Source organism: Bacillus cereus group sp. MYBK195-1, assembly GCF_051916605.1.
In the GTDB taxonomy this organism is placed as follows: Bacteria; Bacillota; Bacilli; order Bacillales; family Bacillaceae_G; genus Bacillus_A; species Bacillus_A cereus.
Genome location: NZ_JBQAGZ010000001.1, coordinates 1,251,018 through 1,273,828 on the forward strand (window position 1 = coordinate 1,251,018; position 22,811 = coordinate 1,273,828).

A 22,811-nucleotide genomic window follows, 5' to 3' on the forward strand; every position below is an offset into this window, starting at 1 on the left:
TACAAGCTGACATATGCGTAGTTTAAATTTTATATTGTATATTTTTAACTTTAACGCTATAATTATAGTGTTAAAGATGGAATCGTGATATGACCTGTTATGACTCTATCGTTTTATTTATGAATAAATGGATTGGTATTTTAGCAAGATGTGCTAATAAACTACTCCACCATGATAATAACGTGCCGAAATGTGGTGCGTATATTTTCGTGGTGGAGTTTTTTTATTCTCAAAAAGGGGGAAAGACCATGAATAACAACATGGTTCATATTACAATTGACGGAAAAAAGTATACAGCGGAGCCCGGTTCAACGATATTGGGTGTTATTAATGAGAACGGGATTGAACATCCGCAAATTTGTTATGTGCCAGAGGTAGATCCTATTCAAACATGTGACACTTGTATTGTAGAAGTTGACGGAAAGTTAATGCGTTCTTGTTCGACGATAGCAACGGAAGGTATGAGCATTGAACGTGCTTCTGTTCGCGCAAAAGAAGCACAAACAGAGGCGATGGATCGGTTACTAGAAAATCATTTATTATACTGTACAGTATGTGACAACAACAATGGGAACTGTAAACTGCATAATACAGCAGAATTAATGGAAATTGAACATCAAAAATATCCGTATGAACCGAAAGTAGATGTAAGTGAAGTTGATATGACGCATCCGTTTTATCGCTATGATCCTAATCAATGTATTGCATGCGGTCAATGCGTTGAGGTGTGTCAAAACTTACAAGTAAATGAAACGTTATCGATAGACTGGGAAGCGGAACGCCCACGAGTTATTTGGGATGAAGGAGTAAATATTAATGATTCTTCATGCGTTAGCTGTGGTCAATGTGTAACGATTTGTCCTTGTAACGCTTTAATGGAGAAAACGATGCTCGGTGAAGCTGGATTTATGACGGGATTGAAACCAGATATTCTTGAACCGATGGTAGATTTAATTAAAGAAGTTGAGCCTGGATATAGCGGTATTTTTGCGGTATCAGAAGTGGAAGCGGCCATGCGTGATACTCGTACGAAGAAAACGAAAACAGTATGTACATTTTGTGGTGTAGGTTGTTCGTTTGAAGTGTGGACGAAGGGGCGTAAAATCCTTAAAGTACAGCCATCTTCAGATGCACCAGTTAACGCAATTTCCACTTGTGTAAAAGGGAAATTTGGTTGGGATTTCGTAAATTCTAAAGAACGAATAACAAAACCTTTAATTCGTAAAAATGGAACGTTTGTTGAATCTACATGGGAAGAAGCACTGAATGTAGTTGCAAATAAATTAGGTGCTATTAAAGAAGAGTACGGTAAAGGTTCTATCGGATTTATTTCTTCCTCTAAAATTACAAATGAAGACAATTATGTAATTCAAAAATTAGCTCGACAAGTATTTGGAACGAATAATATTGATAACTGCTCACGTTATTGCCAATCACCAGCAACGGATGGTTTGTTCCGTACAATTGGTATGGGCGGTGATGCCGGAACGATTAAAGATATTGCGCAATCTGGTCTTGTTATTATTGTAGGATGTAATCCGACAGAAGGGCATCCTGTTCTAGCTACACGTATTAAACGTGCACATAAATTACACGGACAAAAGTTAATTGTAGCTGATCTTCGTAAAACCGAAATGGCAGAGCGATCAGATGTCTTTATTAGTCCAAAACAAGGAACAGATCAAGTTTGGTTAATGGCTGTTACGAAATATATGATCGATCAAGGTTGGCATGATCAGGAATTTATTAATGAGAATGTAAACTTCTTTGAAGATTTCAAAGAAAGCCTAGAAGAATATACACTTGAATATGCAGAAGAAGTAACAGGTATTTCAAAAGAAACACTTATTCAAATGGCTGAAATGATTCGTGATGCAGATGGTACATGTATCCTTTGGGGTATGGGGGTAACGCAAAATACAGGTGGTTCTGATACTTCCGCTGCAATTTCAAACTTACTTCTTGCAACAGGGAACTATCGTCGTCCAGGAGCAGGTGCATACCCACTTCGAGGTCACAATAACGTACAAGGTGCTTGTGATATGGGGACTTTACCAGGATGGCTTCCAGGATATCAGCACGTTACTAACGAAATGGAACGGGCGAAATTTGAAACTGCTTACGGAGTGAAAATTGATAGTGAACCAGGTCTTAATAATATTGAAATGCTTCACGCAATTGACGAAGGAAAAATGAAAGCAATGTATCTTGTCGGAGAAGATATGGCTCTTGTAGATTCTAATGCAAATCATGTACATGAAGTGTTATCGAGCCTTGATTTCTTCGTTGTGCAAGATGTTTTCCTTTCTAAAACTGCTCAATATGCAGATGTTGTATTACCAGCAGCGCCATCTCTTGAGAAAGAAGGTACTTTCACAAATACAGAGCGCCGTGTCCAAAGATTATATCAAGTTCTTCCTACGCTAGGAGATGCGAAACCAGACTGGTGGATCGTCCAGGAAGTTGCGAATAAACTAGGTGCAAACTGGAATTATAGCCACCCAAGTGAAATCTTTGCTGAGATGGCAAGTTTATCACCATTGTTCTCGCAAGCGAACTATGAAGTGCTTGAAGGATGGAACAGTTTCCATTGGGGAAGTTTTGATGGAACGAATACACCACTTCTGTTCCAAGACGGATTTAACTTCCCAGATAAAAAAGCTCGTTTTGCGATTGCTGACTGGGTACGTCCAGCTGAATTTCCAGCTGAGTTTGACCTTCACATAAACAACGGTCGTATGCTTGAGCATTTCCATGAAGGGAATATGACAAATAAATCAACAGGTATTCAAACGAAAGTACCTGGTGTTTTCGTTGAAATCTCTCCAGACCTTGCAAAAGAACGTGGCGTAAAAACAGGTTCGTTAGTTCGTCTTGTCTCTCCTTTTGGAGCATTAAAATTACGTGCACTCGTTACAGATCGTGTAAAAGCGAATGAGTTATATTTACCGATGAACTCTACAGATAACGAAACGGCAATTAATTTCTTAACAGGTCCTGCTGTGGATGTACGTACGAATACACCTGCGTATAAACAAACGAAAGTACGTATGGAAGTATTAGAAGTTGATGGCGAAAATCCGATGCCAAAAGCGAACCCACGTAATAAAAAACGTCACCCTCAAGCTGGAATTGAGGTATATCGTAAGTGGGCACGTCCAGGGTATGTGCATTTAACGGATAAGTAGGAGGAGAAAACTATGGCTGCACCTATAAAAATGATTCAAAAACAAGAATTAACTGAGGAAGAAATAAAACAGCAAAAGTTAGATGATTTAAAAGAGCTTCTAACTAATAATGAAGAAGCTCTAAATCAGATGTTTAATATAGTAGGGGAATTAAATGACATTGGAATGCTAGAAGCTGCAAATTCAATGCTAAAAGCGAAAGAACCAATTGCGAAAATTGTTCTAGGTCAAGTAACTCGTGAGCCTGTTACAAATTTAATTAATAATATGATGGGCGCTGCAGGTGCGTTAACTGAACTTGACCCAGAACTTACGAAAAAGCTTATAGGTAGTTTATTAGTCGGACTAGAAGAAGGTAATGAACATCTAGAAAGTAATAAAAAAGTAGGGGTATTCGATCTTATGAAAGTATTGAAAGACCCAGATATTAACCGTGCTATCGGGTTTGGGCTTCATTTCTTAAAAGGTATGGGGAAAGGGTTAAAAGACGAATAAACTTCATGAAGTGAACCTTTCCGCCCAAATATTTGTACGAAATAGTTTGGGCGGAAGGCTCATTTTGGTAAAATATATAATAAAGTAAAATGAGGCTTTTGGGAGGTATAATTGTATGTCAAAAAAAGTACATGAATTTAATGATATGATACGAAAACTTCGAAAGGAACTTTTTGGAAAAGGACCAGAACGAATTCATACTGTTTTTGCGGAAAATATGGCTATAGCGACTCTTTATGGAAACTTAACACCTACTGAAAAATTTATTTCAAGTACGATGGACGGTGCGGAAATGGTTCATATGGCTAGAACGAAAATGATTCAAGAAGTGTATGCTGCGAATTCCCGTGAACATTTGGAGGAACTTGTTGGAGCGAAATTAGTGAATTTGTTTTCGGATATGAAAGTAGAAGAAGATATTGCAGTTTCTGTATTTGTTTTTGATAAAAATATAACGTGAGAGAAGGATACTGATCGTGAAACCGATACAGGTAGAAAGAGAAATCTTTCGTTATGAACAAGGAGCATTTAAGCATATAGAGGACAGCATTGTAACAGAGTTTCCTGTCACCATTAAAATGAACGGACAGGAGTTTGTTACAATGGTTAGTACTCCAGAATATATAGAAGATATGGTAATAGGCTTCTTAGCGTCTGAAGGAATCATTCGGAAGTATGAAGATATTGATAGTGTATGGGTGCAGGAGAAAGAAGGATTTGTGCATGTAATAACGACAAAAGTAAATCCGTATTATGAACAAATGCAAAATAAACGCTATATTACGTCTTGTTGTGGTATGAGTAGGCAAGGGTTTGTTTTTGCAAATGATGCACTAAGTGCAAAAAAAATGAAGGGTGTCCATGTACAGGTTGCGGCAGAGGATTGTTTTCGGTTAATGAAAGAAATGCAGCAATCTGCGGATACGTTTCATCATACTGGCGGGGTTCATAATGCAGCGTTATGTGATGTGAATGGTATTATTTTAAGCCGAATGGATATTGGTAGGCATAATGCACTAGACAAAATTTACGGTTATTGTTTAAGAAACGATATTTCTATAAAAGATAAAATCATTGTTTTTAGTGGTCGTATTTCTTCGGAAATATTATTGAAAGTTGCAAAAATCGGTTGTGAAATTATACTATCAAAATCAGCTCCAACTGAGTTAGCTTTGCAACTAGCAGAAGATTTAGGTATTACGACAATAGGATTTATTCGTAATCACTCCTTAAATGTATATACCCATCCAGAACGTGTTTTAAATATAAAATAAAAGTGAGGCAATGAAGATGAAATCAGTTACATTAGACAAGTTGCAACGTCCGTTAAAGGATTTACGTATTTCAGTTACTGATCGCTGTAATTTTCGCTGTCGATATTGTATGCCAGAAGAAATATTTGGTCCTGATTACTCGTTTTTGTCTAATGATAAAATTTTATCTTTTGATGAAATTGAAAGGATAACACGTATTTTCGTTTCTTTAGGTGTGAGAAAATTACGGATTACAGGCGGAGAACCGTTACTTCGAAGAGGGCTTCCAAAGCTTATTGAGCGCCTTAATAAAATTGATGGTGTAGAAGATATCGGTTTAACAACCAATGGATCGTTACTTAAAAAGTTTGCTCCTGATTTATATAAGGCGGGACTATCACGTGTGACAGTTAGTTTAGATTCCTTAGAAGAAGAGCGGTTTTTCTATTTAAATGGTAATAGAAGCAAAGTGCAAAGGGTTCTGGAAGGAATACAGGCAGCAGCTGAAGTTGGAATGAAAATTAAAATAAACATGGTCGTTCAAAAGGGAAAAAACGAACAGGACATTTTGCAAATGGCGCAATACTTTAAGGAAAATAAGCATATTCTTCGTTTTATTGAGTATATGGACGTTGGAAATTATAATGGTTGGGATTTAAAAGAGGTCGTCTCTAAACAAGAAATAGTAGATACGATTCATCAAGTTATGCCGTTAGAACGGATAGAAGCAAATTATTCTGGTGAAGTGGCTACTAGGTATCGTTATATAGGAAGCGATGAGGAAATAGGTATTATTTCATCAGTAACAGATTCTTTTTGCTCATCATGTACGAGAGCTCGTATTTCTGCAGAAGGAAAATTATATACTTGCTTATTTGCTTCTAAAGGAAATGATTTAAGAGAATTGCTTCGTTCTGAACATACAGATGAGGACATTAAAGATTTAGTACGCGATATATGGAATAATAGGGAAGATCGTTATTCAGATGAACGCTTAAATCATACAAATAAGAAAACAATGCCTAAAATTGAAATGTCACATATCGGTGGTTAATATATAAAGCTAGCGTCATAGTGAAAAATGGAAAATTTACAAGAGTTGTGGATTTTCTATTTTATAGTAAAAGTGATGATTGATATCTCTGTAAAAGATGTGCAGAGAAATTAAGCAGCATTCAAAAACCTTTATTTTGAGGAGGTTTTTTGAAGCTGCTTTTTTACTTGGAGAAAATGGAGGAATGGGTAATGGCATTTCATAAGCCGGAACAAATTGCTGAGCTTGTCATTGAGGCCGGTGTTCAAAAAGTAAGACAGACATTGCCAGCGATGCTTATTCTCGGTTTTTTAGGAGGAGCGTTTATTGCGATAGGTTTTTTACTTAACATTCGAGTTTTAGGGAATTTACCTGAGCGCTGGGGAAGTCTAGTGAATGTTTTAGGAGGAGCAGTATTTCCTGTTGGACTCATGCTCGTAGTATTAGCAGGAGGAGAATTAATTACGGGAAATATGATGTCACTGTCTATGGCGCTTTATGCAAAGAAAATTACATTGATAAGTGTACTGAATAACTGGGTTTGGATTACTCTCATGAATTTTATTGGGGCAATTTTCGTTGCGTATTGCTTTGGACATCTTGGCGGATTAACAGAGGGAGAGTATTTAAATAAAACGGTAGCGATAGCGGAAGGGAAGTTACATGAATCATTTGGGAGAACTTTAATTTTAGCAATTGGTTGTAATTGGCTCGTCTGTCTTGCTCTTTGGCTTGCTTACGGGACGAGTGATTTTGTCGGAAAAATCATCGGAATTTGGATTCCAATTATGGCATTTGTAGTGATTGGATTTCAGCAAGTAGTAGCAAATATGTTTGTCATTTCCGCTGTTATTTTTGCTGGTCATCTAACGTGGATGGATCTGGCTAAAAATTTTGTTCCTGTTTTTATCGGAAATGTAATTGGAGGAGCTGGGTTTGTTGGTTTTGCTTACTTTGCTTGTTATCAGAAACAACATTCTAATATGAAATAGAGTTCTTGAGAGGAAGGGTATGTAATGGCTGATCGGTATTCACGACAACAGTTGTTCAAACCAATTGGGAGTAAAGGACAAGAAAAAATTCGAAATAAACATGTGTTAATTGTAGGGGCAGGCGCATTAGGAAGTGCAAGTGCCGAAAGTTTCGTACGTGCAGGTGTTGGCAAGTTGACGATTATTGATCGTGACTACGTTGAATGGAGTAATTTACAAAGGCAACAATTGTACTCTGAACAAAATGCGAGAGAGAAAATGCCGAAAGCAATTGCTGCAAAAAATCGGTTAGAACAAATTAATTCGGAAGTACAAATACATGCTGTCGTAATGGATGCAACTTCAGAAAATATGGAAGGTCTATTAAAAAATGTAGATGTAATCATTGATGCAACAGATAATTTTGATATTCGATTTGTAATAAATGATTTATCACAAAAACATAATATTCCGTGGGTATATGGTTCTTGCGTTGGATCGTATGGTATGAGTTATACAATTATTCCGCAAGAGACACCGTGTTTACATTGTATGCTGAAAAATATTCCTGTTACAGGTGTGACATGTGATACCGCTGGAATTATTAGCCCGACTGTTCAAATCGTCGCAGCATATCAAGTGGCAGAAGCACTCAAAATTTTAGTGGAAGATTTCTCAGCAATTAGAAAAACATTTTTCATGTTTGATATATGGAGTAATCAAAATCATTTTATAAAATTAGGGAAAATAAAAACAGACACTTGTCTCTCATGCGGTTTGAATCGAACTTATCCTTATTTATCATACGAAAATCAAACGAAAGCAGCTGTTTTATGCGGAAGAAATACAGTTCAAATTAGAACAGTAGACAATAGGAAATACAATTTTGATGATATAGAAAAAGTATTAAAAAAATTGGAGAAAGTAGATCGGAATCCGTATTTACTATCTTGCCAATTCGATGATTACCGCATCGTTTTTTTTCGGGATGGTCGTGTTTTTATTCATGGTACAAATGATATTTCGAAAGCGAAACAACTATATTATCGCGTATTCGGTTAATAGAGAGGGTGTCAACAATGGAAAGAAGAGTGCCAATTACGGTTGAAGAAGCTGTTCGTAAAGTGATGGGATTTGCTGATAAAGGCTTAAAGGAGCTATTACCAATTGAATTAGCTTATGGACGTATATTAGCAGAGGATTTAGTAGCTGACCATGATGTACCGTCATTTAATCGTTCGCCGTATGACGGATTTGCTATTCGAGCAGAAGATACTAATTTAGCAAGTTATGAAACGCCAATTGTATTTGAAGTAATGGGTGAAATTGGTGCAGGATCGCTATTCCATGAGAAAGTAGGTCCGTTTCAAGCAGTTCGAATTATGACGGGAGCACAAATTCCGAATGGGTGTGATGCGGTTGTTATGTTAGAGCTGACTCGTCAATATGAGAAGAATGGCAACAATTATATGGAAGTGAAGCGATCATTCAAAACGGGCGACAATATTTCTTTTCAAGGTGAAGATGCTCGTAAAGGAACAGTTCTTGCAAAGGAGGGATCGTACATTAATCCAGGTATTTCAGCTCTTCTTGCTACATTCGGTTATAGTGAAGTACCAGTTGCGAGAAAGCCTGTAATTGGACTGTTAGCGACTGGGAGTGAATTACTGGATGTCAATGATTCATTACAGCCAGGGAAAATCCGAAACAGTAATACGTACATGATATTGTCTCAAATTCGAAGAGCGGGCGGAAGAGTAAAATATTTTGGGAAGTTTAGTGATGATTTTAATACGTGTTTTACAGCTGTGAAAGAAGCGCTTGGTCAAGTAGATATGTTAATTACAACGGGTGGTGTATCAGTAGGAGATTATGATTATTTACCGGATATTTACAAAAAAATAGGTGCATCTGTTCTTTTTAATAAAGTTGCAATGCGACCAGGAAGTGTTACGACTGTAGCACAATTAAATGGCAAGTTATTATTTGGTTTATCAGGAAATCCATCAGCTTGTTACGTAGGGTTTGAATTATTCGTAAGACCGTGTATTCGGACGTATATGTTTAGTGAAAAAGTACATTTAAAAAGAGAAAAAGCGTTATTAGGAGAAGACTTTCTAAAACCGAATCCATTTACAAGATTTGTACGAGCAAAATTGCAATATGATGAGGGGAAATTAATCGCTTATCCATCAGGGTTTGATAAATCTAGCTCAGTTTCTTCATTGGCAAAATCCAACGCGTTTATCGTATTGCCGGGCGGGACAAGAGGATATAAAAAAGATATGTTTGTCGATGTTCTTTTATTAGAAGATAACGAAGGTAGTGAATGGCCTTGGACATTTCATAAAGTGAGAGGTGGTTTTAATGGAACAAGTGCTATTTGAGATTGTAGATAATCCGATTTTAGTTGAAGAAGTAATGAATAAAGTCGCAAGAAGGGAAGCAGGTGCGATTACAACATTTATTGGTACGGTGAGAGAATTAACAAAAGGAAAACGAACGCTACATTTAGAGTATGAAGCATATAAACCCATGGCAGTAAAACAACTTATGAGAATTGGAGAAGAAATTAGTGAAAGATGGCCGGATACAAAAGTAGCAATTACGCACCGTGTAGGGCGGCTAGAAATAATGGATATTGCGGTAGTCATTGCAGTTTCATCACCGCATCGTAAAGTAGCTTATGAAGCGAATGAGTACGCGATTGAACGTATAAAACGAATTGTTCCAATTTGGAAAAAAGAATTTTGGGAAGATGGAACGATGTGGATTGGAGATCAACTTGAAAATACACCATATCCAGAAGGAAAACCAAAGAAGGAAGAATGAGAAAATGATTATAATTTTATTGTTTGCAAATTTGCGTGAGGAAGTTGGATCGGATCGATTAGTGATTTCAGAAAAGCAAGAAATGACAGTGCAACAATTAAAAGAATGGCTCAAAGCCAGCTATTGTTTACAATCGTTGGATAAAGTGATGGTCGCTGTTAACGAAGAGTTTGTAATGAATGAAGAGATGATAAAAGCTGGAGATATAGTCGCATTAATCCCGCCTGTTAGCGGTGGATGATAAGCTTTTTCACAAGATGAAGCGCCAAGAAAATGTTGTATATAAATTAGAATAAGAGAAGGGATGAGTTCTATGCTTACTCAAGAACAAATAATGAATGCATTAAAACATGTAGAGGATCCAGAGTTACACAAAAGTGTTGTAGAATTAAATATGGTTAGAAATATACAAATGAACGGAACAGAGGTTAAACTTGAAGTAGTACTAACAATCCAAGGTTGTCCGTTAAAAGCAAAAATTCAACAAGATATTGAAGAATCACTTCACGCAATTGGTGCCTCTAAAGTGGAGGTAACATTTGGTTCTATGACACAAGAAGAACGTACAGCTTTAACAGAGAAATTAAAGAAAAATACTAGAACAGAAACTGGTATGCCGAGCATGCTTCGCCCGGATTCAGGAGTACGTTTTATTACTGTAACGAGCGGAAAAGGCGGAGTTGGAAAATCAACGGTGACAATTAATCTTGCAACTGCACTAGCGCGTATGGGCAAAAAAGTGGGGATATTAGATGCAGATATATATGGTTTTAGTATTCCAGCTATGATGGAAACGAATAAGAAACCAACGATGATTGATCAAACGGCAATTCCAGTCATTAGTTACGGTGTTAAAATCATGTCGATGGGATTCTTTACAGAAGGAAATAATCCAGTTATGTGGCGCGGACCGATGCTAAATAAATGGATTCAAAATTTTCTTGCGAATACGCACTGGGGAGAATTAGATTATTTATTACTTGATTTACCACCAGGTACAGGAGATGTTGCGATCGATGTTGCAGCGATGATTCCGCAAGCGAAAGAAATAATTGTTACAACTCCGCACAATGTAGCTTCATTCGTTGCTTCAAGAGTCGGTGTAATGGCAAAACATACGAAGCATGAGATTTTAGGTATTGTGGAAAATATGGCTTATTATGAAGAACAAGATGGATCGAAAAATTATCTCTTCGGAAAAGGCGGCGGCGAAATGCTTGCAGAACAATTGCAAACAGAAGTAATTGCCCAAATACCTTTTGCGAAACGTGAAGAAAATAATGGTTCATCTGTATATGATGAAGATTCTCTTGTTGGAGAAGTGTTTACATCGTTAGCTGAGGATATTATTTATAGAGGATAGAGGGGGAAGTTTAGTATGACATGTAACATTGATCATTCTATTGAAGATGTGATGAATAAGCTTGAAAGTCAAAAAAATTTTTTATCAGAAGAGATTTTTAAAGGGTTAAAAAATTTTTTACAAGGTAATCACTCACAAGAAATATTAAATGATGTATTTCATCTTTTAAAAAAGTATGACTTAGTAAGTGAAGAAGAAAGAGAGACGAGAAATAATCAATTATTGTTGATTATAAAATAAGTATACTTTGGCTTTTGTTTTGTAACAGGAGGGGTAAATGGAATGGATATGAAAAAGATGATTGAAATGATAGAAGCAACAAAAGTGACTAAAGAAGAATTATCAATTTCTACTTTACATCAAGAGCTTGTGAAGTTATATAGTCAAAAAAATGTTGCTCATTATACCGAGTTATTAAAGTATATTTTATCATTATCCGTGCAGCTCAACCTACATCTTGTATTGAAATATTTTGGCGTGCGACCGGTTGTTGCGACAGATGAGCGTATGCAATTTCAAGAGATATTTAAATGCTTAGCTAAGAAAGATGAGAATGGGGAATGGTTTTTAAATTTCGTTTCTTTATATGTAGGGTTAATTATGGTTCTTCATTTTGATGAGAAGGAGATTGAGGGAAGTTTTTTCGATGCTATGGTAGTGGATGAATGTAATGAAATATAAGATTCTGCTCATAACATTTTTCTATATTAAATGCTTTAACTGCGATTTTAGTTGGTTATGTAAATATGAAGGTAACTAATTAAGAAAAAGGAATGAAACTAGTTGGATAAAAAGAGTTCTTCAGTTGTTTCCGTCGTTTTTTCGTGTTACTATTAATCGAATTTTTCATAAGGAGAGAAAGCGATGAAATGGATTTATTTTCTTATTATTAACGTTATAGCTTTTAGCCTTATGGGGCTTGATAAACGAAAAGCAAAGAAGAAACAGTGGAGAACGCCAGAAAGTACGTTGTTTTTATCGGCGGCAGCTGGAGGAGCAGTTGGAGCTTGGATCGGCATGTATATGTTTCATCATAAAACTCATAAAAAGAAATTTGTTTTCGGCATACCGTTACTTGTTGTAATAACGGTATGTTTATTATTCGTTGTATGAGAAATGTCGAAAGAAATGCAGATTGATTATTGGTAAAGTGAGCATGTGAGACCGTATAATGGAGAAAAAATGAGAAGAGGAGAAAAAGGAAGATGGGGAGTCAATCAGCAGAGCAAAAAAAGGGGATACTATATGCGGCTGGTGCTTACACGATGTGGGGAATACTACCAATCTATTGGAAATGGGTTGAGGAAGTTCCAGCAGATGAAATATTAGCACACCGCATCGTTTGGGCGTTTGTTTTTATGTTACTCGTATTAGGTGTTACGAAGAGGTTTCGCCAGTTTATTGGGGAATTTGTGAATCTTTTTAAACGACCTAAATTATTAATGTCATTAACAATAGCTTCAGTCTTGATTAGTGGAAACTGGTTTGTTTACATATGGGCCGTTAATCATAATCATGTTATTGAAGCGAGTCTTGGCTATTATATTAATCCGCTTATTAGTATTTTACTTGGTACAGTCGTTTTAAAGGAAAAGTTAAACTTTTGGCAATATGTTGCAGTTGGTTTAGCTGGAGTGGGGGTTATCATTTTAACAGTACGTTTCGGATCTATTCCGTGGGTTTCTCTTTCACTTGCCTTTTCATTTGGATTATATGGATTAACGAAAAAATTGTTAAACTATGATGCGACAATTGGACTTACGATGGAAACGATGTTAGTGACGCCGTTTGCGATTATTTATCTAGTAATGACAGGAGTACATGGTTTCGGCTCATTTGGCTCTATCTCAATGTTATCGACATTACTATTAATAGGAGCGGGTATTGTTACAGCTCTACCACTTTTTTATTTTGCAAAAGGAGCCCAACTTATTCCGCTTTATATGGTAGGTTTTTTACAATATATTGCACCAACAATTAGCTTAATTTTAGGTGTATTCGTATTTGGTGAACATTTCACATCTACTCATATGATTGCATTTTTCTGTATATGGGTTGCATTATTTGTATTCTCGGTAGCGAAGACTAAGTTTTTAGTGCAGAAACAACCGAAATTTATAAAAAATAAATCAGCAAAAGTATCATAATGCGTAGTATTTTCTACGCATTTTTCTTTATACTGATACTATATAGGATTTCCATTATAGCTAGTAAGGAGCTGAGAACATGGAAACAATTTTACATAATGATCCGCTTATGGCAGCTGTAATTTCATGGTTTTTAGCACAATTAACGAAAGTAGTCTTTAAATTAGTTAAAACAGGTGAATTTGATTTTGCAAAGTTTTTTGCTTCAGGTGGGATGCCAAGTTCTCATGCTTCAACAGTTACAGCGCTTGCTACAGGAGTTGGAGTAGTGGAAGGTGTGGAAAGCTCGATGTTTGCGGTTGCTACTATTTTTGCCATTATTGTTATGTATGATGCTTCAGGAGTAAGGCTTGCAGTAAGTAAACAAGCAAAAATATTGAATGACTTTTTTCACGGTAGAGAAACAGAATATAAGAAGTTAAATGAACTTGTTGGGCATACACCGTATGAAGTAGTAGTCGGTGCTTTATTAGGAATTATTGTCGGAGTAGGGTATTGTTTATGAGCAGAACATTTTATATGTTCTGCTTTTCTTTGTTTTTATACATATTCAGCTACCTTTTTGAATATCGTTATACGGATTTCGAAAGGGTGGGTGAGTAACTTGTTATTATATGAAAAAGTGCATAAAGAAATAGCGAGAAGAACAACTGCACTTCAAACAATGCAACGGCAAGATGGTACGTGGCGGTTTTGTTTTGAAGGAGCTCCATTAACAGATTGCCATATGATTTTTTTATTAAAATTATTAGGTAGAGATAAAGAGATAGAACCGTTTGTGAAAAGATTAGCATCACTTCAAACAAATGAAGGAACATGGAAATTGTATGAAGATGAGGTGGGAGGTAATTTATCAGCTACAATTCAATCTTATGCCGCCTTACTTGCATCGGAAAAATATACAAAAGAAGATGCGAATATGAAGCGAGCGGAAATGTTTATAAATGAGCGAGGTGGGGTAGCACGTGCTCATTTTATGACGAAGTTTTTATTAGCGATTCATGGAGAATATGAATATCCTTCTCTTTTTCATTTGCCAACACCAATTATGTTTCTGCAGAATGATTCCCCTCTCAGTATATTTGAATTGAGTAGCTCAGCACGTATTCATTTAATTCCGATGATGTTGTGTTTAAATAAAAGATTTCGAGTAGGGAAAAAGTTATTGCCAAATTTAAATCACATTGCAGGCGGGGGCGGAGAATGGTTTCGAGAGGATCGGTCTCCAGTTTTTCAAACGTTAGTAAGTGACGTGAAGAAAATTATAACGTATCCACTTTCTTTGCATCATAAAGGATATGAGGAAGTAGAACGTTTTATGAAAGAGCGTATTGATGAAAATGGAACATTATATAGCTACGCAACTGCCTCGTTTTATATGATTTATGCTTTACTTGCATTAGGACATTCTATTCAATCACCAATTATTAAGAAGGCTATAATGGGAATTACATCTTATATATGGAAGATGGAGAGAGGGAGCCATTTGCAAAACTCTCCGTCAACTATATGGGATACAGCTTTACTCAGTTATGCTTTGCAAGAAGCTCAAGTTCCGAAAGCAAGTAAAGTGATTCAAAATGCATCAGCGTATTTATTAAGAAAACAGCAAACAAAGAAAGTAGATTGGAGTGTACATGCACCGGATCTCTTCCCAGGTGGTTGGGGCTTTTCGGATGTGAATACGACGATTCCCGATATTGATGATACAACTGCTGTGTTAAGAGCATTGGCGCGAAGTAGAGGGAACGAAAATGTAGATAATGCTTGGAAGCGAGCGGTTAATTGGGTTAAAGGATTGCAAAACAATGATGGTGGTTGGGGAGCTTTTGAAAAAGGGGTAACGAGCCGTATATTAGCAAATTTACCAATCGAAAATGCAAGAGATATGATTACAGATCCTTCTACACCAGATATTACAGGGAGAGTGCTAGAGTTTTTCGGGACGTATGCACAAAACGAATTGCCTGAGAAACAAAAACAAAGTGCGATAAATTGGTTAATGAATGCACAAGAGGAAAATGGATCGTGGTATGGGAAATGGGGAATTTGTTATATATATGGTACGTGGGCAGTGTTGACTGGTTTACGGTCACTAGGAATACCATCTAGCGATCCATCATTGAAACGAGCAGCTTTATGGCTTGAACATATACAGCATGAAGATGGTGGCTGGGGAGAATCTTGCCACAGTAGTGTGGAGAAAAGGTTCGTTACTTTACCATTTAGTACACCATCCCAAACAGCATGGGCTTTAGATGCCCTCATTTCTTACTATGATAAAGAAACGTCAGTTATTCGAAAAGGTATTTCATATTTGCTCTCCAACCCTTATATAAATGAAAAATATCCTACTGGAACAGGTTTACCAGGTGGGTTTTATATTCGTTATCATAGTTATGCTCATATATATCCGTTGCTTACTTTGGCTCATTATGCAAAAAAATATAGAAAATAAACCGAGAGATGTCTCTCGGTTTATTTTGTTGGGTAGTAGGTCCCTTTTGAAAAGAATAAGGTTGTGATGTACCTTATTTTTCGGTTGGTTGGCGCTTTTGACGTGCATCAGCGGCATTTGCACGTGCGTTTGCTTCTAAGTCATTGTGGTCAGCGAGTTCGCGAGAGAACTCAACATCAATGCCATCAGTTGCTTTGCTTTGTTTGAAATTCTTTTTATTCATTCGACACAATCTCCTTGCACTTTATCCCGCATAACGGGTAGTAAAACCCCCACCTTAAAACTCAGATGGAACAAAGAAGCTAGGTGGGAGATTAACTGTCCGTAAATGCCCGATTGGTGAGGGCTGATAATCAGTGGGGGATGAACAAACTTCCCACTAATTAAAGTTTCACTTTATGCGACGTTGCAAAGTTAGTTTGACACAAATAGACTTTTTTATACAAAGAGGAGTTGGAAAGTAAAAAGCCGAAATATACAGTATAAGTAATAGAAATGGGGGATAGGAATGGAGTTTTTAAATGGGAAAACAGCTGTTGTAACAGGAGCTGCACAGGGAATTGGAAAAGAGATTGCAAAGGTTTATGCAAAGCTAGGGGCGAAAGTATTAATTAGCGATGTAAATGAAGAGAAGCTACAAAAAACGACACGTGAGTTATCAGATGAAGGATATGAAGTGTGCTCATATCGATGTGATGTGAGTAATCAAAATGAAGCAAAGTCGTTAATTGAATATGCAGTTCAAAAATTTGGTACATTACATATTTTGGTGAATAATGCTGGAATTACAAGAGACGCAATGTTACATAAAATGGAGAAATCTGCTTGGGAACAAGTATTACAAGTGAATTTAACTGGTGTTTTTTATTGTATGCAACCAGCACTTCTTTATATGAGACAACAAGGATATGGAAGAATTATTAATATTTCTTCTATAAGTAGAGAGGGGAATATTGGACAGGCAAATTATGCTGCAACGAAAGCTGGAGTTGTAGGATTAACAAAAACAGCAGCGAAAGAAGTTGGAAGTTTCGGTATTACTTGTAATGCGATTTGTCCGGGGTTTATGGATACAGATATGACCAAAACGATACCAGATAAAGTGAAAGAAAAGATGGTTGGCGCTATTCCAGTTGGTAGAATTGGAACGCCAGAAGATATTGCGAACGCAGCAGCCTTTTTAGCATCAGAATACGCATCTTATATTACAGGTGAAGTATTAAATGTGAGCGGAGGACTGCAAGTTTAAAGGAATACATAATGAAAAGAACCTGACCGGATAGGTCAGGTTCTTTCTCATTAATTTAAGTTAAGCCAAACGCTCTTTACTTCTGTATAGTTATTTAATGCATAAGATCCCATTTCACGGCCAAGACCAGATTGTTTAAATCCTCCAAATGGAGATGCTGCATCAAACACGTTATAACAGTTTACCCACACTGTACCTGCACGTACTTTACTTGCAACATAGTGTGCTGTTTTAACATTTTCTGTCCACACACCAGCCGCTAAGCCGAATTGTGATTTATTTGCACGTTCAATTACTTCATCAATATCGTTAAATGGTATTGCAGAAATAACTGGACCGAAAATTTCTTCTTTTGCGATCGTCATTTCATCATTTACGTCAGCGAATACTGTAGGAGAAACGAAGTAGCCTTGATCGAATGGATTACTTCCTCCGCAAAGTACTTCAGCGCCTTCTTCAATCCCTTTTTCAATGTAGCCCATTACACGTTTTTGTTGTTCTTCAGAAACGAGAGGACCAATTGTCGTTTCTGGGTTAAGACCGACACCTTGATTTAGTTTTTTAGAATAGAGGACGAGATCAGCCATGACATTATCATACATTTTCTTCGGAACAAATAAGCGTGATCCAGCAGAGCATACTTGTCCTTGGTTAAACATAACACCAGAAAGTGCACCAGGAATCGCGCGAGATAAATCAGCATCCGGCAAGATGATATTTGGTGATTTACCGCCTAACTCAAGTGTAACGCGTTTTAATGATTCGGATGCTTGTCGCATAATTTGTTTACCGACAGGAGTAGAACCGGTAAATGCAATTTTATCAACGAGTGGATGATTAACGAGAGCTTGTCCAGCTGATTCACCGAATCCAGGTACGATATTAATAACACCTTTCGGGAATCCAGCTTCTTCAATTAATTCAGCTAAGTATAGAGCAGATAGTGGAGTTTGTTCTGCAGGTTTTAAAACGATTGTACATCCTGTAGCAAGCGCTGCTCCCATTTTCCACATTGCCATAAGAAGCGGGAAGTTCCAAGGAATAATTTGACCAACGACACCAACAGCTTCATGGCGTGTATAGTTAAAGTAATCACCGGAAACAGGAATTGTTTGACCAACGATTTTCGTAGCCCAGCCAGCGTAATAGCGCATATGCTCAATTGCAAGTGGGATGTCTGCTGCCATTGTTTCACGGATTGGCTTTCCGTTATCTAATGTTTCGAGCTGTGCAAGCTCTTCTTTATGTTCTTCCATTAAATCAGCTAACTTGTACATGAGACGGCTTCGCTCAGCAGTGCTCATACGAGACCAAGGACCTTCGTCAAAAGCCATACGAGCTGCGACTACAGCTTTATGAATATCTTCGCGACCAGCTTCAGAAACGACGGCAAGTGTTTCACCAGTTGCTGGGTTAGGTGTTTTAAATGTTTTACCGGAAGCGCTTTCAATGAAAGATCCATTCACATATAACTTTTTTGTACCTTGAAGAAACTTCTCTACCTTTTCATGAAGATTTACAGCTAGTTGACTCATTGTATAACCCCCTTGAAAATATAATGTAAACGCAGTACGAGACGGCGCTTATTCCGAAATCAAGGATGTGGAAACTAGATGGAAAGCCTCTAATTAAAATCATAATTAAGAAATACTGAAAATTCAAATTTCATTTGTGTTACAATTGTAAAAAATATGTAATGTAAGAGAATCTTCTATATGATTATAAAAAAATCCTGCTTGTTTTTGCTTTCTAGTAGGAAAAACTAGAAGAACAATGGTACAATAATACATCGTGAGAGGAGGGGTAAAAATGAAAGATTATCATGATGATCCACGCTTTCGAATAGCCCATAGAGAAGCGTTAATTGGTCTTGGACTTGCTATTATTAATTTTATAATTTGGTACGGATTTGCTTATGGGCTTGGTAGTAAAAATCCGAATGAATATACATATGTATTAGGTTTTCCCGCATGGTTTTTTTATAGCTGTATCGTTGGATTTATCGTTATGGTTATTTTACTTAGTTTAGTTGTTCGTTTTGTATTTCAAGATATTTCACTCGATGAGGAAGAAAAAAGTGAGGAATAATAGATGAATTGGTATGTAATCATTCCAATGATAATTTCGTTTATCGTTGTATTTTTAATTGGTGTATATGCTTCAAGACGCGTGCAAGCAACTGCTCATAATAAATTTTTGCAAGAATATTTTCTTGGTGGGCGTGAGCTAGGCGGTTTATTATTAGCGATGACAATGATTGCTACGTACGGTAGTGCAAGTAGCTTTATTGGTGGCCCTGGTATTGCTTACAATATGGGTCTTGGATGGGTACTGTTATCTGCGATTCAAGTTGTAACAGGGTATATCGTTTTAACGGTTATCGGTAAAAAGTTTGCAATTATCGCTAGGAAGATGGAAGCAATTACTCTTATCGATTATTTAAAAGGGAGATACAATAATAAAGCAGTTGTTATACTTTCTGCGTTATGTATTATTATCTTTTTATTTTCAGCGACAGTAGCCCAGTGGGTCGGTGGTGGACGATTAATCGAGTCACTAACGGGGCTATCGTATACAACAGCACTATTTTTATTTACTTTTTCTGTACTTGTGTACGTATTAATTGGTGGATTTCGTGCAGTTGCTCTATCAGATACATTATTAGGAATCATTATGTTAGTTGGAACAACAATCATTTTAATTGCTACTGTCATTGCTGGTGGTGGAATTGAAAAGATTATGCAGGAACTTGTTCAAATTAATCCAAAGTTAATTACACCATTCGGAGCAGATGGCAGTTTAACGAAATCATATGTTACATCATTTTGGATTTTAATTGGAATTGGCGTTGTCGGTTTACCGCAAATTAGCGTGCGTGCCATGTCTTATAAAAATTCAAAAGCGATGCATCAAGCGTTAATAATTGGGACGATTGTTGTGGGTACAATTATGATTGGTATGCATTTAACGGGTGTATTTGCAAGAGTAGTACTTCCAGGTATAACGGTACCAGATAAAGTAATGCCGCTACTTGCGATGGAAGTGTTGCCACCTTGGTTAGCTGGAGTTTTCTTAGCTGCACCGATGGCAGCGATTATGTCTACAGTAAATTCTTTATTATTACTTGTAAGCTCGTCAATTATTAAAGATATATACGTAAATTACATAAATAAAGATGCAGCAGACAGTACGATAAAAAAAGGAAGTTTGTGGATTACTGGTATTGTAGGACTACTCGTTTATGCAGCGGCAATTAAACCACCAGATTTTTTAATATGGCTAAATTTATTTTCTTTCGGTGGATTAGAAGCTGCATTCATTTGGCCAATCGTATTAGGGTTATATTGGAGGAAAGGAAATGCTACAGGAGCGCTTGCGTCTATTTTAGTTGGGGTAGGCTCATATATGTGTATTCATCTTTTCTATCCAAATCCGTTCGGTATACATACAGTTGTCTTCCCGATTTGTTTTGCGTTTATCGCTTACATCATTGGAAGTATGAGTGCTGTAAAAAAAACAGTATAGGTTAGCTGAAGAACGTAGTCCTTATAAGACTGCGTTTTTTTGTGTGAATTTGTTCATTTTTTATTCTGTATATCCACGGTTATTCATAAATTAATAACAACTGAGGGGATGGAGTTGAGGTCGATGAAAAAAGTATTATTTTTAGGAGACCCAGGAATTGATGACTCTTTAGCAATTATGTATGGATTGTTGCATCCTGATATTGATATTGTTGGTGTAGTTACAGGATATGGAAATGTAACGCAAGAAAAGGCGACAAGTAATGCGGCATATTTATTACAGTTAGCAGGTAGGGAAGATATACCTGTTATTAATGGTGCGAAAATCCCTTTATCTGGAGATATTACAACGTATTATCCAGAAATTCATGGGGCGGAAGGTTTAGGACCAATTCGACCACCGAAAAATCTTTCTCCAAATATAAAGCCTTTTTGTGAGTTTTTTGACATTCTTGAAAAATATAAAGGAGAATTAATAATAGTCGATGCTGGTAGATCAACAACATTAGCGACAGCATTTATTTTAGAAAAGCCAATGATGAAGTATGTGAAAGAATATTATATAATGGGGGGTGCTTTCTTAATGCCAGGCAATGTTACACCAGTCGCAGAGGCGAATTTTCATGGTGATCCGATTGCGTCGCAATTAGTTATGCAAAATGCCAAGAATGTGACACTGGTGCCGCTCAATGTTACATCTGAAGCTATTATTACGCCAGAAATGGTAAAGTATATTACGAAACATTCTAAAACAAGTTTTAATAAATTAATTGAACCGATTTTTACGTATTATTATAAAGCTTATAGAAAATTAAATCCGAAAATAAAAGGAAGTCCAGTACATGACGTCGTTACCATGATGGTTGCCGCAAATCCTTCAATATTGGATTATGTGTATCGCCGTGTCGATGTAGATACAGTGGGAATAGCAAAAGGAGAAAGTATTGCAGATTTCCGTCCTCAACCTGATGCAAAAGCATTAAAAAATTGGATGCGAATTGGTTGGTCATTACATTATAAAAAATTCCTTGAGGATTTTGTGAAAATCATGACGTAGACATAATAGGAGTATACAAGTTAAAATAATGGAGATGGTTATTTAAATAACCATCTCCATTATTTTGTTTTTTAAAGATAGAGAGAAGAGTTACACAATAGGAGAGGAATTTTACTTGAAAAAAACTATAGTATGCGCAGTGGTTGTGGGTATTTTCGTTTTGCTAATATCGGGTAACTTTTTAGTGAAAAAAGTGTGGAGTTCAAATAATGATGATGCACAGTATATTGCATCTTTTATTGAAGAACACAAAGATGAAAAAAATAGTGCGCTTCTAGTAAAGAGAAATGATAAAGTTGTCTATTCTGTAAACCCAAATGTTGTATTGCCAGTTGCTAGTACGATGAAATTAATTGTGGCGCTTGAATATACGAAACAAGTTACTGAAGGGAAAATTGATTCGTCTAGTTTCGTATCGATTAATGATGTGAATCGCTATTATGTACCGAATACAGATGGTGGTGCACAAGATAGATGGCAAAGGTATTTGGAGAAGACGGGCAAGATAACTGAAGGAGCGGTTTCTTTAGAAGAAGTGGCAAAAGGAATGGTTAAGTTTAGTTCGAATGCAAATGCTGAATACTTAATGGAATTGTTAGGATTAGATAACATCAATCGAAATTTACAAAGTTTATCACTTCCTGCACATCAACCACTATTTCCAATCGTTTCATCTTTGTATATCCCGGGATATTTGCATAAAGAATTACATGTTCCAAAATATAAAATAGAGAAAAAGTTAAAAGAAATGTCTCAAGAGCAATATCGTGAATATGCGATGGTTATTCATGAACGCTTAAAGAAGAAGGGACCATTATTACAGAAGGAAATTCCGCTTTATTTAGAGGAACGTTACGACAAAATTTGGTCAGATAGATTACCAGCAGCTTCTGCAAATGATTATATGGTATTACTTCAAAAGGCAAACCATAAAGGTGGCTTGACAGAGGCTGAAGAAAAAGTGTGGGCAAATATCGTTGAAACAGACATGAGTGCCAAGAAATACCGTAAAACATTCAGACATGCTGGGCAAAAGAATGGTTACACACCATGGACGGTTACAAAAGCAGTTTACGCTATGGATAAACGTGGAAACTGTACGGAGATTGTGTTTTTGGCGAATAATTTAAATGAAGACGATAGTGCAGAAATACGGAAACATTTAGCAAACTTACATTTCCAAGTGTTGCAAAGTGATAAGTATGATGCGACTTTTATTAAATAAACTCGGTGCAGAGAGC

The 22,811-nt window shown here is 36.6% G+C and carries 24 protein-coding genes; 22 read left to right on the forward strand and 2 right to left on the reverse strand.

Features of this window, described 5'->3' with window-relative positions:
- Nucleotides 1–248 precede the first annotated feature (248 nt).
- The 17 genes from fdhF (at nt 249) to ACTFRY_RS06745 (ending at nt 15,740) form a co-directional block, all read left to right on the forward strand.
- On the forward strand, nt 249–3,188 hold the full coding sequence (gene fdhF, locus ACTFRY_RS06665) for a formate dehydrogenase subunit alpha (RefSeq protein ID WP_098617160.1): 2,940 nt from the start codon (nt 249–251) through the stop codon (nt 3,186–3,188).
- 12 nt (nt 3,189–3,200) lie between these two features.
- A complete protein-coding gene (locus tag ACTFRY_RS06670) occupies nt 3,201–3,683 on the forward strand; it encodes a DUF1641 domain-containing protein (protein ID WP_000729897.1) in 483 nt (160 codons plus the stop codon).
- A 115-nt stretch (nt 3,684–3,798) separates the two neighbouring features.
- Nucleotides 3,799–4,143, forward strand: coding sequence for a DUF2294 domain-containing protein (locus ACTFRY_RS06675; RefSeq protein WP_000039582.1), 345 nt, complete (start codon nt 3,799–3,801; stop codon nt 4,141–4,143).
- Nucleotides 4,144–4,159: 16 nt separating this feature from the next.
- Complete coding sequence (gene fdhD, locus ACTFRY_RS06680) at nt 4,160–4,957, forward strand: formate dehydrogenase accessory sulfurtransferase FdhD (RefSeq protein WP_000802684.1); 798 nt, start codon at nt 4,160–4,162, stop codon at nt 4,955–4,957.
- A gap of 16 nt (nt 4,958–4,973) precedes the next feature.
- Nucleotides 4,974–5,990 carry a GTP 3',8-cyclase MoaA gene (gene moaA / locus ACTFRY_RS06685; protein WP_098617159.1) on the forward strand — a complete coding sequence of 339 codons (1,017 nt, stop codon included), beginning with the start codon at nt 4,974–4,976 and terminating at the stop codon, nt 5,988–5,990.
- A 191-nt stretch (nt 5,991–6,181) separates the two neighbouring features.
- Nucleotides 6,182–6,961, forward strand: coding sequence for a formate/nitrite transporter family protein (locus ACTFRY_RS06690; RefSeq protein WP_000863998.1), 780 nt, complete (start codon nt 6,182–6,184; stop codon nt 6,959–6,961).
- 24 nt (nt 6,962–6,985) lie between these two features.
- Complete coding sequence (locus ACTFRY_RS06695; protein WP_098617157.1) at nt 6,986–8,002, forward strand: molybdopterin-synthase adenylyltransferase MoeB; 1,017 nt, start codon at nt 6,986–6,988, stop codon at nt 8,000–8,002.
- Between the two features lie 17 nt (nt 8,003–8,019).
- A complete protein-coding gene (locus ACTFRY_RS06700) occupies nt 8,020–9,327 on the forward strand; it encodes a molybdopterin molybdotransferase MoeA (protein WP_098617156.1) in 1,308 nt (435 codons plus the stop codon).
- Nucleotides 9,308–9,772, forward strand: coding sequence for a molybdopterin synthase catalytic subunit MoaE (moaE, locus tag ACTFRY_RS06705; protein ID WP_098617155.1), 465 nt, complete (start codon nt 9,308–9,310; stop codon nt 9,770–9,772). The genes ACTFRY_RS06700 and moaE overlap by 20 nt, the downstream gene beginning before the upstream one ends.
- A gap of 4 nt (nt 9,773–9,776) precedes the next feature.
- Nucleotides 9,777–10,013: a molybdopterin converting factor subunit 1 gene (moaD, locus tag ACTFRY_RS06710; protein WP_000583943.1), complete on the forward strand. Its 237-nt coding sequence runs from the start codon at nt 9,777–9,779 to the stop codon at nt 10,011–10,013.
- 72 nt (nt 10,014–10,085) lie between these two features.
- Complete coding sequence (locus ACTFRY_RS06715; RefSeq protein WP_098617154.1) at nt 10,086–11,135, forward strand: P-loop NTPase; 1,050 nt, start codon at nt 10,086–10,088, stop codon at nt 11,133–11,135.
- A gap of 15 nt (nt 11,136–11,150) precedes the next feature.
- Nucleotides 11,151–11,375, forward strand: coding sequence for a group-specific protein (locus ACTFRY_RS06720; RefSeq protein WP_098617153.1), 225 nt, complete (start codon nt 11,151–11,153; stop codon nt 11,373–11,375).
- A 42-nt stretch (nt 11,376–11,417) separates the two neighbouring features.
- The gene (locus tag ACTFRY_RS06725) at nt 11,418–11,816 is read left to right on the forward strand and encodes a hypothetical protein (protein WP_098536449.1); all 399 of its coding nucleotides are present in this window, start codon (nt 11,418–11,420) and stop codon (nt 11,814–11,816) included.
- A 183-nt stretch (nt 11,817–11,999) separates the two neighbouring features.
- Nucleotides 12,000–12,248, forward strand: coding sequence for a DUF1294 domain-containing protein (locus ACTFRY_RS06730; RefSeq protein WP_000871349.1), 249 nt, complete (start codon nt 12,000–12,002; stop codon nt 12,246–12,248).
- Between the two features lie 92 nt (nt 12,249–12,340).
- Nucleotides 12,341–13,282 carry an EamA family transporter RarD gene (gene rarD, locus ACTFRY_RS06735; RefSeq protein ID WP_000535538.1) on the forward strand — a complete coding sequence of 314 codons (942 nt, stop codon included), beginning with the start codon at nt 12,341–12,343 and terminating at the stop codon, nt 13,280–13,282.
- 79 nt (nt 13,283–13,361) lie between these two features.
- Complete coding sequence (locus tag ACTFRY_RS06740) at nt 13,362–13,787, forward strand: divergent PAP2 family protein (RefSeq protein WP_000447820.1); 426 nt, start codon at nt 13,362–13,364, stop codon at nt 13,785–13,787.
- Between the two features lie 99 nt (nt 13,788–13,886).
- Nucleotides 13,887–15,740 (forward strand): terpene cyclase/mutase family protein, encoded by a 1,854-nt coding sequence (locus ACTFRY_RS06745; protein ID WP_098617151.1) that lies wholly within the window; start codon nt 13,887–13,889, stop codon nt 15,738–15,740.
- Nucleotides 15,741–15,813: 73 nt separating this feature from the next.
- Here the strand turns inward: ACTFRY_RS06745 and ACTFRY_RS06750 are convergent, their stop codons facing one another.
- Nucleotides 15,814–15,963: a YfhD family protein gene (locus tag ACTFRY_RS06750; RefSeq protein ID WP_001035813.1), complete on the reverse strand. Its 150-nt coding sequence runs from the start codon at nt 15,961–15,963 to the stop codon at nt 15,814–15,816.
- Nucleotides 15,964–16,248: 285 nt separating this feature from the next.
- Here ACTFRY_RS06750 and fabG point away from each other — a divergent pair, with 285 nt between their 5' ends.
- Nucleotides 16,249–16,989 (forward strand): 3-oxoacyl-ACP reductase FabG, encoded by a 741-nt coding sequence (gene fabG, locus ACTFRY_RS06755; protein ID WP_000395018.1) that lies wholly within the window; start codon nt 16,249–16,251, stop codon nt 16,987–16,989.
- Between the two features lie 50 nt (nt 16,990–17,039).
- Here fabG and dhaS read toward each other — a convergent pair whose 3' ends face one another.
- The gene (gene dhaS / locus ACTFRY_RS06760) at nt 17,040–18,524 is read right to left on the reverse strand and encodes an aldehyde dehydrogenase DhaS (protein ID WP_000080279.1); all 1,485 of its coding nucleotides are present in this window, start codon (nt 18,522–18,524) and stop codon (nt 17,040–17,042) included.
- Nucleotides 18,525–18,798: 274 nt separating this feature from the next.
- Between dhaS and ACTFRY_RS06765 the strand changes: the two genes are divergently transcribed.
- The 4 genes from ACTFRY_RS06765 (at nt 18,799) to ACTFRY_RS06780 (ending at nt 22,795) form a co-directional block, all read left to right on the forward strand.
- Complete coding sequence (locus ACTFRY_RS06765; protein WP_000656239.1) at nt 18,799–19,077, forward strand: YhdT family protein; 279 nt, start codon at nt 18,799–18,801, stop codon at nt 19,075–19,077.
- Between the two features lie 3 nt (nt 19,078–19,080).
- Nucleotides 19,081–20,514 (forward strand): sodium/pantothenate symporter, encoded by a 1,434-nt coding sequence (gene panF, locus ACTFRY_RS06770; protein WP_001104815.1) that lies wholly within the window; start codon nt 19,081–19,083, stop codon nt 20,512–20,514.
- Between the two features lie 108 nt (nt 20,515–20,622).
- Nucleotides 20,623–21,570, forward strand: coding sequence for a nucleoside hydrolase (locus ACTFRY_RS06775; RefSeq protein ID WP_103572790.1), 948 nt, complete (start codon nt 20,623–20,625; stop codon nt 21,568–21,570).
- Nucleotides 21,571–21,685: 115 nt separating this feature from the next.
- On the forward strand, nt 21,686–22,795 hold the full coding sequence (locus ACTFRY_RS06780; RefSeq protein ID WP_000751377.1) for a serine hydrolase: 1,110 nt from the start codon (nt 21,686–21,688) through the stop codon (nt 22,793–22,795).
- The last annotated feature ends 16 nt before the right edge of the window (nt 22,796–22,811 follow it).